9 protein-coding genes are annotated in these 12,148 nt (G+C 38.3%); 5 read left to right on the top strand and 4 right to left on the bottom strand.

Annotated elements, in window-relative coordinates:
- Positions 1-113: 113 nt before the first annotated feature.
- On the top strand, positions 114-1,670 hold the full coding sequence (gene garD, locus QS62_RS03840; protein ID WP_066106198.1) for a galactarate dehydratase: 1,557 nt from the start codon (positions 114-116) through the stop codon (positions 1,668-1,670).
- A 289-nt stretch (positions 1,671-1,959) separates the two neighbouring features.
- Here the strand turns inward: garD and QS62_RS03835 are convergent, their stop codons facing one another.
- From QS62_RS03835 to garL, 4 genes are all read right to left on the bottom strand, one after another.
- Positions 1,960-3,111: a CdaR family transcriptional regulator gene (locus tag QS62_RS03835; RefSeq protein WP_066106195.1), complete on the bottom strand. Its 1,152-nt coding sequence runs from the start codon at positions 3,109-3,111 to the stop codon at positions 1,960-1,962.
- Between the two features lie 26 nt (positions 3,112-3,137).
- Complete coding sequence (locus QS62_RS03830) at positions 3,138-4,280, bottom strand: glycerate kinase (RefSeq protein WP_066106192.1); 1,143 nt, start codon at positions 4,278-4,280, stop codon at positions 3,138-3,140.
- A 67-nt stretch (positions 4,281-4,347) separates the two neighbouring features.
- Positions 4,348-5,235, bottom strand: a complete 888-nt coding sequence (garR, locus tag QS62_RS03825) for a 2-hydroxy-3-oxopropionate reductase (protein WP_066106189.1) — start codon at positions 5,233-5,235, stop codon at positions 4,348-4,350.
- Positions 5,236-5,281: 46 nt separating this feature from the next.
- On the bottom strand, positions 5,282-6,052 hold the full coding sequence (gene garL, locus QS62_RS03820; protein ID WP_066106187.1) for a 2-dehydro-3-deoxyglucarate aldolase: 771 nt from the start codon (positions 6,050-6,052) through the stop codon (positions 5,282-5,284).
- Between the two features lie 348 nt (positions 6,053-6,400).
- Between garL and QS62_RS03815 the strand changes: the two genes are divergently transcribed.
- The 4 genes from QS62_RS03815 (at position 6,401) to rimO (ending at position 12,006) form a co-directional block, all read left to right on the top strand.
- A complete protein-coding gene (locus QS62_RS03815) occupies positions 6,401-7,756 on the top strand; it encodes an MFS transporter (protein ID WP_066106182.1) in 1,356 nt (451 codons plus the stop codon).
- 39 nt (positions 7,757-7,795) lie between these two features.
- Positions 7,796-9,133, top strand: coding sequence for an enolase C-terminal domain-like protein (locus QS62_RS03810; RefSeq protein WP_066106179.1), 1,338 nt, complete (start codon positions 7,796-7,798; stop codon positions 9,131-9,133).
- 47 nt (positions 9,134-9,180) lie between these two features.
- Entirely contained in the window at positions 9,181-10,515 is a 1,335-nt protein-coding gene (gudD, locus tag QS62_RS03805; protein ID WP_066106177.1) for a glucarate dehydratase, read from the top strand.
- 156 nt (positions 10,516-10,671) lie between these two features.
- Complete coding sequence (gene rimO, locus QS62_RS03800) at positions 10,672-12,006, top strand: 30S ribosomal protein S12 methylthiotransferase RimO (RefSeq protein ID WP_066106174.1); 1,335 nt, start codon at positions 10,672-10,674, stop codon at positions 12,004-12,006.
- Positions 12,007-12,148 lie beyond the last annotated feature (142 nt).

Genomic DNA, 12,148 nt, shown 5'->3' with positions numbered 1-12,148 from the left:
TCCGTAAAATATTATTTTTTCACCAGAGATACTTGGGCATTTGCACAATCTTATTTTTCTATTCTCTTTCTATAATGTAGTACAACATTAAAATAACTATGGAGTGATCTATTATGAATAATGCCCAATCCGCACCACTATATATCAAAGTGCACACTACCGATAATGTTGCTATTATCGTCAATAGCAATGGTCTGCCTGCTGGCACACAATTTCCTGATGGTTTAACACTTGTTGAACACATTCCACAAGGCCACAAAGTAGCTCTCACTGATATTCCTCAACAATCTCCGATTATTCGCTATGGCGAAATTATTGGTTATGCAGTGAAAGATATTGCTAAAGGCAGCTGGATTGATGAATCTTTAGTAGAGTTACCAAAAGCTCCGCCATTAGCAACACTACCACTTGCAACTCGACCAGCTCCTGATTTAGAACCATTAACAGGTTATACTTTTGAAGGATATCGTAATAAAGATGGCAGCGTCGGTACCAAAAATATGCTAGGCATTACCACCAGCGTTCATTGTGTTGCTGGTGTGGTCGATTATGTTGTGAAAATTATCGAAAAAGAATTGTTGCCGCATTATCCTAATGTAGATGGTGTTGTTGGTTTAAATCACCTCTATGGTTGTGGTGTAGCGATCAATGCTCCTGCTGCCATTGTACCAATCAGAACTATTCACAATATTGCACTTAACCCTAATTTTGGTGGCGAAATTATGGTAATTGGTTTAGGTTGCGAAAAATTACAACCAAGCCGTTTATTAGAAGGAACTCCTGATGTTTATCCAATCTCACTAGAAGATGCCACTATCACTAGCTTACAAGATGAACAATTTGTTGGCTTTCAAGCTATGCTTAAATCTATCCTTGAAACGGCTAAACAACATTTGGAAAGACTTAATCAACGCAAACGTGAAACTTGCTCTGTATCTGACTTAGTAGTCGGTATGCAATGCGGTGGCAGTGATGCTTTCTCTGGTGTTACAGCCAACCCTGCTGTTGGTTATGCTTCAGATTTATTAGTACGTTGCGGTGCTACTGTAATGTTCTCAGAAGTAACAGAAGTACGTGATGCGATTCATTTATTAACGCCTCGAGCAATTAATGAAGAAGTCGGTAAGCGTCTATTAGAAGAGATGCAATGGTATGATGATTATCTCAATATGGGAAAAACCGATCGCAGTGCAAATCCATCACCAGGAAATAAAAAAGGTGGTTTAGCTAACGTGGTTGAAAAAGCTTTAGGTTCAATTGCAAAATCCGGTTCTAGCGCAATCGTTGAAGTATTATCGCCTGGCCAACGTCCAACCAAAAAAGGTCTAATTTATGCTGCAACTCCAGCAAGTGACTTTGTTTGTGGTACTCAACAACTTGCGTCTGGTATTACAGTACAAGTATTCACTACTGGACGTGGTACACCTTATGGTTTAGCTGCATTACCAGTGATTAAAGTTGCTACTCGCAGTGATTTAGCAAATCGTTGGTTCGATTTAATGGATATCAATGCAGGAACTATTGCAACAGGTGAGGCAACTATTGAAGATGTGGGTTGGGAAATATTCCATTATATTCTTGATGTTGCTAGCGGACGTAAAACCACTTGGTCAGATAAATGGGGTTTACATAACGCATTATCCGTATTTAATCCAGCGCCTGTGACCTGATTTAACATTGTTAGAAACAACTAAGGCTTAGAAGAAATTCTAAGCCTTTTCTATATCTGTTTATCTATTATATCTATTCATTACGAACTACATGTCCTTACAATCAACTCCATTAAGAACTTATCTTGAGGTTATATGAGTGAACAATTCGTTCCAGCATAATATCTAAAAGCAATTTAGCAGTATGTCTAATACTAATTTTCTTAGGTAAACACTTTCTTTTAGATAATAAAAAAGGACATCCATGTCCTTAATACTTTTTACTCTGTAATTAAATCAAAATTAATAATCAAGATGTAACATGCAATGCCATATATAGCAAGAAACGATCATCTGTACTATTAAGATTCAATCCTGTTAAATCAGCTATTTTATTTAAACGATATTCCAAAGTGTTGCGATGCACATATAACGCCTTAGCTGTTGCAACAGTTTGCATATTATTTTCAAACCAAACTGATAATGTTTTGCATAAGATACCATTAGTATCCATTAGTTGTAATTTACGAATCGGACGTTCTAACTCTTCTTTCTGCCAACCGTCTTTTAATTGATCTAATAACACTGGCAGAATGAGCTCTTGATAGTTATAAATACGTTGTTTTGGTAAGCGAGCTTTACCAATTTTTAAAGTGGTTTTTGCAGTATGATAAGAAAGCGAAACCCCATTTTCACCCGGAAAATAATGGCCTAAAGCAATACGAACATTTAATTTTGCATTTTCATTCATACGTGAAAGTAATTGTTGAATACGATTTAAATGTTCTTGGACATCCCAGCGTCCAAATGCGTTTAGTGCGGGTTTTAATACAACTAATTCAGTTAACGATGAAATTGCCACTAAGTTATCGCGTTCTGGTACTTTCAGCAAAGATTGTAGATTTTGTAATTCACTACGCGCATTTTCAATACTTAATTGCCCGCTATCCACTTCGATAACACAGGCAATTCTCGGCATTGAAAGATCGACACCTAACCGATTAGCCCAATCAACTAAACTTGCTGAATTGTCCTTATTATTGATCAGATTCAATACTAACTCTTCTTTTAAACGAGTATCTTGCGCCAACATATCAAACAATCTAGCTTGTTCGAGCATCATTTCAGCAGTCATACAGACTAAACGACCAAATTCTTTTAAACTAGTCGGGTCACCTGTTAAACCAATAACACCAATAATCTTACCATCCAATTTTAACGGTAAATTAATCCCTGGCCTCACACCATGCAGACTATGAATAACTGCTTTATCAATATCAACGATTCTTCCTTGAGAAAGGGCAAGTAGCGCACCATCATGAATTTCACCTACACGATTTAAATCGCCGCTAGCAATAATTCTGCCTTTCGCATCCATAATATTAATATTACAGTTAATAATATCCATTGTGCGTTCGACAATTTTCTGCGCTAGTTTTTCATCCAATAAATACACTGTCATAACTCACCCATTTATCATTTTTTCAATTAAGAAGCTGAAAATTGCATTTTTATGACTTCAGCCACATTACGTGCAGTAATCTCAAGATTTTGCTCTGCATCTTGCATTGCTTCTGGGAAAGTGCAAACTTTATTCAAGATACTGAATACAGCATCAATACCATAATCATGCACTACTTCAATATCTTTACCTAAAGAACCGGCAATGCCAATTACTGGAACATGGTATTTTTTCGCCACTGCAGCAACGCCTACAGGTACTTTACCATTAATGCTCTGGTGATCAATGCGGCCTTCGCCAGTAATCACCAAATCTGCATCAGCTACTTTTTTATCTAATGCCAATAATTCAACAATAATTTTGATACCGCTTTTTAAACTTCCATGTAAAAATCCAGCAAATGCCGCACCTAAACCACCAGCCGCACCTGTTCCTGGAATTTCTGCTACCGCAATACCAAGATCACGCTCAATAATGTTTGCAAAATGTTTTAATGCTGAATCCAGTTGTTTTACCATTTCTGGAGTTGCACCTTTTTGTGGTCCAAAAATAGCTGAAGCGCCACGCTCTCCTGTTAATGGGTTAGTCACATCACAAGCAATTTCAAATTGACAATTTGCCAATCTTGCATCTAAACCAGAAACATCTATCTTAGCCAAACGAGCTAACTCTGCTCCACCATAACCAATTTGCTTGCCTTCGCTATCCAATAACTGAACACCTAATGCTTGCAGCATTCCTGCTCCTGCATCATTAGTAGCACTACCACCTAAACCAACAATAAAGTGTGTAACACCATAATCTAATGCTGAAAGAATTAATTGACCAACACCATAAGTTGTCGTAATTAACGGATTGCGTTTTTCTAATGGCACCTGTTCTAGTCCGCTGGCAGAAGCAATTTCAATGAAAGCTGTTTTTTCGTCACCTGAAATGCCCCAAAACGCCGGCATAACTTCACCGAGTGGTCCAACAACATCAACTGTAATAACTTTACCATTGGTAGCTTCCACCATGGTTTCAACTGTACCTTCTCCCCCGTCAGCAACAGGCACTTTTACATATTCTGCATCGGGAAAAACTTGTTTAAATCCCTTTTCTATAACATTCGCCACCCGCATTGCGGAAAGACTCTCTTTATAAGAATCGGGTGCAATTACAACTTTCATGTTAACAATCTCGCTTTAATCTTTTCCTTAGGGAAACAGAGGAGCATATAGCTCCTCTCAATATTCCTTAGAAACGTTTAATTTCTGTGCCTGCTAATTTCTCATAGTAACGAGCTAATGCACTATGATCAGCACTACCTAATTCATCCACTTTTAATGCTTGCATCATTTCCATTACTGATGCTGTTAGTGGTAAGTATGCTCCTACACCATGAGATGTATCAATTGCATTTGCTAAATCTTTAATATGTAAATCAATACGGAAGCCTGGTTTGAAATTACGATCTAATACCATTGGTGCTTTCGCATCTAATACTGTACTTCCTGCCAAGCCACCACGAATTGCTTGATACACTAATTCTGGATCTACACCTGCTTTGGTCGCAAGCATCAATGCTTCTGACATCGCCGCAATATTTAATGCAACAATAACTTGGTTAGCCAATTTTGTTACATTACCTGCACCAATGTCGCCAGTATAAACTACTGAACCAGCCATTGCTTTCATGATGTCATAATATTTATCGAATACTTCTTTTTTACCGCCGACCATAACAGATAAAGTACCATCGATTGCTTTAGGTTCACCGCCGCTAACTGGTGCATCTAGCATATCAATGCCTTTTTTCTCTAATTCAGCATAAATTTCGCGGCTTGCTAATGGTGCGATAGAACTCATATCAATCACAACGCTACCTGCTTTCGCTCCTTCTACAACGCCATTTTCACCTAAAACAACTGATTTAACATGTGGTGAATTTGGTAACATGGTGATGATTACATCTACTTGTTCTGCTACTGCTTTTGGTGTTTCAGCACTCACTGCACCAGCAGCAACAACTTCTTTTACTACTTCTTGATTGCGATCCATTACTACCAAAGAATAACCTGCTTTTAACAAGTTTTTACTCATTGGTTTACCCATAATACCAAGTCCGATAAATCCGATTTTCATAATTTCACCTCTTTTTATTAATGGAAAATATACAATGTTTACTTAATTACTTTTTAAATGTGTTGCATAAGTTTTGGGTCGCTCCGCGGAACACACCTAAATCACTACCTACTGCAACAAAAGTTGCACCCCATTCAAGATAACGGCGTGCATCTTGTTCTACTGGTGCCAAGATTCCACACGCTTTGCCATGTTTCTTCGCACACTCAAAAATTTGTTTAATTACTTTTTGTACTTCAGGATGATTTGGTTGGCCTAAATAACCTAACGCAGCTGAAAGATCACCTGGTCCAACGAAAATACAATCCACACCTTCCACTGCAGCAATTTCATCTACATTATCTACCGCCAATTGGCTTTCAATTTGTACAATCACTGCAATATTGTCATTAATCATAGAAAAATAGTTAGGTACTGTTGCATAACCATTGCTACGATGAGAAACAGATACACCTCTAATTCCCGCTGGTGGATAACGAGTAGATGCCACTGCTTGTACAGCTTCTTCTGCTGTTTCTACATATGGAATCAAGAAATTATAGAAACCAATATCTAACAAACGTTTGATCACTACTGGTTCATTTTGTGGCGGACGTACGATTGGCATACTGCTGCTATCTTTTAAAGCCATCAATTGGGGAATAAAAGATAAAACATCATTTGGAGCATGTTCACCATCTAATAACAACCAGTCAAAACCTGCTAATCCTAAAACTTCAGTTGTAATTGGATTACCTAATGCACTCCAACAACCAATTAGCGTTTCACCTTGTAGTAATTTTTGCTTAAATAGATTTGGAAGATATTTTTCGTTCATAACCTTGTCCTTTCAGTGGGAAATAATTTGTGAAAAAGTCTAATAGAGCCTTTTTAAATTAACACTATTCAACAGCACAAATATAAAAACTTTTTTAGCTATTAAACTATGCAATAGCACAATTCAATGATAAAAAATCACAAAACTGATTTTAACAATGGTTACTTTTTACACGAAAAATGGACTAAAAATGTCTTTTTTTGTGATAACAATCACATTTTCTCTGGCAAATGCACAAATAAATTTTATTTTGGCAGCCTGATCTTCTGATATTCCGTTAATTCTTAAAATGGGGTGTTTTCCTATAATGCTGGACACTTAAATCTGTAACCCATAGGAGTCATCATTATGAACGACAACACTCTCAATTCTACTTCTACTACTGCAGAAGTAATTAAACGTACCAATGTCCGTTGGGCCATTGTGGTATTACTCTTCTTTGTTACTGCAATTAACTATGGTGACCGAGCTACCTTAGCAATTGCAGGTAAACCAATGTCTGATGCTATTGGTATTGATGCTGCCGGTATGGGCTGGGTATTTTCAGCTTTCTCCTGGGCATATGTATTAGGTCAATTACCTGGTGGTTGGCTACTTGATAAATTCGGTTCTAAAAAAGTGTACTTTTTAGGAATTGTATTCTGGTCACTCTTTACCTTACTACAAGGCGCCGTTGGTTTATTCTCTGGTGCTTGGGCATTAATTATTCTCTTCTCTCTGCGTTTCCTTGTTGGTTTAGCTGAATCACCATCTTTCCCAGGAAACAGTCGAATTGCAGCAGCTTGGTTCCCTGCAAAAGAACGTGCTACTGCGGTTGCTATTTTCAACTCTGCCCAATACTTTGCAACAGTAATCTTTGCACCAATTATGGGATGGTTGACAGCTGAATTAGGTTGGGAGTCTGTCTTTATCTTTATGGGTACTGTAGGTCTATTAATCAGCGTTGTTTGGTTAAAAGTTATCTATAATCCAAAAGATCACCCAAAAGTCAATCAGGCTGAAATTGACTATATTGAAGCTGGTGGTGCATTAACTAATATGGATCAAGGTAAAAAAGATGGTAAAAACGAAGGTCCTAAATTTGGTTATGTAAAACAACTTCTCAGCAATCGTATGTTACTCGGTGTTTATCTCGGTCAATACTGTATTAACTGCTTAACTTTCTTCTTTATCACTTGGTTCCCAGTCTATTTAGCGACTGAAAGAGGATTAGATCTTAAATCTGTTGGCTTTATCGCTGCTATCCCAGCTATCTGTGGTTTTTTAGGTGGTCTCGCTGGCGGTGTGATTTCAGATGCGTTAATGAAGAAAACAAACTCACTCTCTATCGCACGTAAAACACCAATCGTACTTGGTATGTTAGGTTCAATGACCATGATATTCTGTAACTATGTAGATTCAATTTATATGGTTGTTCTCTTTATGTCACTTGCATTCTTCGGTAAAGGTGTTGGTGCATTAGGTTGGGCGGTAATGGCTGATACTGCACCAAAAGAAATCAGTGGTTTAGCAGGCGGTTTATTTAATATGTGCGGTAACTTATCTGGTATCGTTTCACCAATCGCTATCGGTTATATCGTGAAAAGTACAGGTCACTTCGAATGGGCATTAGTCTTCGTTGCAGTCCACGCTTTAGTTGCAGCATTTAGCTTCCTCTTCATCGTTGGACCAATTAAACGTATGGAATTAAAACCAATCAAATAATTGTACTGATATATACCAACATTTAATGAGGTAGCAAAAATGAATACTCAATCTGTACCACAAATCACTGAAATGCAAGTTATCCCAGTTGCAGGGTACGATAGTATGCTAATGAATGTAGGGGGAGCTCACTCCCCTTATTTCACCCGTAATTTAGTGATCTTAAAAGATAGCGCTGGTCATACCGGCGTAGGTGAAGCACCAGGTGGTGAAACTATTCTAAACGCATTAAAAGAAGCCATTCCACACGTAGTTGGTCGCCCAATTTCAATTTTAAATCGTATCGTCAATGATATGCACAATGGTTATCTTGACGCAGATTATGATACTTTTGGTAAAGGCGCTTGGACTTTTGAATTACGTGTTAATGCTGTTGCAGCATTAGAAGCGGCATTACTTGATTTAATGGGGCAATTCCTAAATGTTCCTGTTGCGGAATTACTCGGCCCTGGTAAACAACGCGATGAAGTCACTGTTCTTGGTTATCTATTTTATGTTGGTGATGACCATATTACTGATCTCCCTTACCAACAACCAACTAACGGTAAACATGAGTGGTATCGTATTAGACGCCAAACCGCAATGACTACAGAAGCTGTTGTTGAATTGGCTGCTGCTGCAAAAGACCGTTATGGTTTTAAAGATTTTAAAATGAAAGGCGGTGTTTTCGCTGGTGAAGTAGAAATTGAAACTGTCACTGCATTGAAAAAGCATTTTCCAGATGCACGAATTACGCTTGATCCAAATGGTTGTTGGTCTTTAGAAGAAGCTATCCGCTTATGTAAAAATATGCACCATGTTCTAACCTATGCAGAAGATCCTTGCGGAGCAGAACAAGGCTACTCAGGCCGAGAAGTGATGGCTGAATTCCGTCGCGCTACCGGTATTCCAACTGCAACTAACATGGTTGCCACTAACTGGCGTGAAATGGCACATTCTATTATGTTGCAAGCTGTAGATATCCCTCTTGCTGATCCTCATTTCTGGACACTGACAGGCGCAAGCCGAGTTGCACAATTATGCAACGAATGGGGCTTAACTTGGGGCTGTCATTCAAACAACCATTTTGATATCTCATTAGCCATGTTTACACACGTTGGCGCTGCTGCACCTGGAAATCCAACTGCATTAGATACGCATTGGATTTGGCAAGAAGGTGATCTACACCTAACTAAAGAACCATTAGAAATTGTTAATGGAAAAATCAAACTCAATGATAAACCAGGCTTAGGTATCGAACTCGATATGGAAAAAGTCTTGCTTGCTCATGAACTACATAAGAAGTTACCAAGTGGCGCTCGCAATGATGCAATTCCAATGCAGTTCTATTATCCTGGTTGGAAATTTGATCGCAAACGACCAGCAATGGTACGTTAAGTTAAGATTTATTATTCACTAATTTTAGAAAAAAATAGGAGTTTACTATGAGTTCATCAACCCCAATTATCACTGAAATGCAAGTCATCCCTGTTGCCGGCCATGACAGTATGTTATTAAATTTAAGTGGTGCGCATTCCCCTTACTTCACTCGTAATATTGTCATTCTAAAAGATAACAGTGGTCATACTGGTGTAGGTGAAGTCCCGGGCGGTGAAAAAATTCGTCAAACTTTAGAAGATGCTAAACCTTTAGTATTAGGTAAAGGTTTAGGCGAATATAAAAACGTAATGGAAGCTGTTCGTAAAACTTTCTCTGATCGTGATGCAGGCGGTCGTGGTTTACAAACTTTCGATTTAAGAACAACTATTCACGTTGTGACTGCTATTGAAGCAGCGATGCTTGACTTATTAGGACAATTCTTAAACGTGTCTGTGGCCTCATTATTAGGTGATGGACAACAACGTGACGCGGTGGAAATGTTAGGTTATCTCTTCTTTATTGGCGATAGAAAGAAAACCACTTTAGCTTATCAAAGCCAAGAAAATGATCCTTGTGAATGGTATCGTATCCGTCACGAAGAAGCATTAACACCAGAAGCCGTTGTTCGCCTTGCTGAAGCGGCATATGAAAAATATGGCTTCAACGATTTTAAACTCAAAGGTGGTGTATTACATAGTGAAGCTGAAGCAGAAGCAGTAACTGCATTGGCTAAACGCTTCCCTAATGCACGTGTTACATTAGACCCAAATGGTGCTTGGTCGCTCGATGAAGCAATCAAAGTTGGTAAACAACTACGTGGTGTTCTTGCTTACGCTGAAGACCCTTGTGGTGCAGAACAAGGTTATTCTGGTCGCGAAGTAATGGCAGAATTCCGTCGCGCTACTGGATTACCGACAGCAACGAATATGATTGCTACTGACTGGCGTCAAATGGGACATACTATCTCATTACAATCTGTTGATATTCCTCTTGCTGATCCACACTTCTGGACAATGCAAGGTTCTGTTCGTGTTGCACAAATGTGTAATGAATGGGGTTTAACTTGGGGTTCACACTCTAACAACCACTTTGATGTATCTTTAGCAATGTTTACACATGTTGCCGCTGCTGCGCCTGGCGATATTACTGCTATCGATACACACTGGATCTGGCAAGAAGGTAATCAACGTCTTACTAAAGAGCCATTAAAAATTGTTAATGGTTTAGTTGAAGTACCGAAAAAACCAGGTCTTGGTATTGAACTCGATATGGATCAAGTAATGAAAGCTCACGAACTTTATAAAAATATGGGACTAGGTGCTCGTGATGATGCAATGGCAATGCAATTCCTTATCCCAGGATGGACTTTCGATAACAAGAAACCTTGTTTAGTAAGATAATTTACTAGTATTTGCACTACTAACCAATTCGCCAATAGCCTTTGCTATTGGCGAATTTTTCTCATCAATATTCCCCAACAAACATTAGCATTCACTTCATAAATTCTGTACAATTCGCCACCTATTAAAAACTCTACTACGAATATAACAAAAGATATGACTACTACTCCAAATATTGGCTTTTTAAGTCTTGGTTGTCCGAAAAATTTAGTGGATTCTGAACGTATTCTGACGGAATTACGTGCAGAGGGTTATAACATTGTGCCAACCTATGAAAATGCAGATTTAGTGATTGTGAATACCTGCGGATTTATTGACAGTGCAGTCCAAGAATCACTTGAAGCAATTGGTGAAGCATTAGAAGAAAATGGCAAAGTGATTGTTACTGGTTGTTTAGGGGCGAAAGAAAATCAAATTCGTGAAGTGCATCCAAAAGTATTGGAAATTACTGGGCCACATAGTTATGAAGCAGTAATGAACCATGTTCATAAATATGCACCAAAACCAGAATATAATCCTTATATCAATGTTGTACCAAAACAAGGCGTTAAGCTAACACCAAAACATTACGCTTATGTCAAAATTTCAGAAGGCTGCGATCATCGTTGCACTTTCTGTATTATCCCTTCAATGCGTGGTGATTTGGATAGCCGTCCAATTAATACTATCTTAGACGAAGCAAAACGTTTAGTAGATGCTGGCGTTAAAGAATTACTGATTGTGTCGCAAGATACTTCAGCTTATGCGTTAGATAAAAATCAAAAAGAGCAAAAATCGAAAACCGTTTTCTGGAACGGTATGCCGATCAAAAATGATCTCATTACCTTATGTGAACAACTTGGCACATTAGGTGTTTGGGTACGTTTGCATTATGTTTATCCTTATCCACACGTGGATAAATTAATTCCATTGATGGCGCAAGGAAAAATCCTACCTTATTTGGATATTCCATTACAACACGCTAGCCCTAAAATTCTTAAAGCAATGAAACGTCCAGGGGCGATTGATCGCACGTTAGAGCGGATTAAACAATGGCGTGAAATTTGCCCAGAATTAACTTTACGTTCAACCTTTATTGTTGGCTTCCCAGGAGAAACTGAAGAAGATTTCCAAATGTTGCTCGATTTTATTCAAGAAGCACAATTAGATCGTGTTGGTTGTTTTAAATTTAGCCCTGTTGAAGGTGCACCAGCCACTGAAATGGCAGATCAAGTACCAGAAGAAGTTAAAGAAGAACGTTTCCATCGTTTTATGCAGCTGCAACAACAAATTTCCGCAGCACGTTTACAACAAAAAATTGGTAAAACTTTGCCAGTGATGATCGATGAAATTGATGAGGAAGGTATCGTTGGTCGTTCAATGGCAGATGCTCCTGAGATTGATGGTATGGTTTATATTGATAACTTAAGCGATCAAGAAGTGAAAGTTGGTGATGTTGTAATGGTAAAAATCCACAATGCTGATGAATATGATTTGTGGGGAACTATCTAACTTGTCCTTCAATTTTTCCATCATTTAAAAAGTGCCCAATCGGGCACTTCAGACCGCTAACAAACCTAAATTTTAGCAAAAACTTCTATAAAATAGCTTTGGGTTCCCTCTCACTCTTGCCTGAAAATCTTATTGGAATGAG

It is taken from the genome of Gallibacterium salpingitidis (assembly GCF_001678495.1).
In the GTDB taxonomy this organism is placed as follows: Bacteria; Pseudomonadota; Gammaproteobacteria; order Enterobacterales; family Pasteurellaceae; genus Gallibacterium; species Gallibacterium salpingitidis.
This window is presented reverse-complemented; position numbering and strand designations above follow the sequence as displayed.

Bases quoted from the DNA above. Each gene is read 5' to 3' on its own strand.
- QS62_RS03835 (WP_066106195.1), bottom strand. From the start codon at position 3,111: ATGACAGTGTATTTATTGGATGAAAAACTAGCGCAGAAAATTGTCGAA.
- garR (WP_066106189.1), bottom strand. From the start codon at position 5,235: ATGAAAATCGGATTTATCGGACTTGGTATTATGGGTAAACCAATGAGT.
- gudD (WP_066106177.1), top strand. From the start codon at position 9,181: ATGAGTTCATCAACCCCAATTATCACTGAAATGCAAGTCATCCCTGTT.
- garD (WP_066106198.1), top strand. From the start codon at position 114: ATGAATAATGCCCAATCCGCACCACTATATATCAAAGTGCACACTACC.
- garL (WP_066106187.1), bottom strand. From the start codon at position 6,052: ATGAACGAAAAATATCTTCCAAATCTATTTAAGCAAAAATTACTACAA.
- rimO (WP_066106174.1), top strand. From the start codon at position 10,672: ATGACTACTACTCCAAATATTGGCTTTTTAAGTCTTGGTTGTCCGAAA.
- QS62_RS03810 (WP_066106179.1), top strand. From the start codon at position 7,796: ATGAATACTCAATCTGTACCACAAATCACTGAAATGCAAGTTATCCCA.
- QS62_RS03830 (WP_066106192.1), bottom strand. From the start codon at position 4,280: ATGAAAGTTGTAATTGCACCCGATTCTTATAAAGAGAGTCTTTCCGCA.
- QS62_RS03815 (WP_066106182.1), top strand. From the start codon at position 6,401: ATGAACGACAACACTCTCAATTCTACTTCTACTACTGCAGAAGTAATT.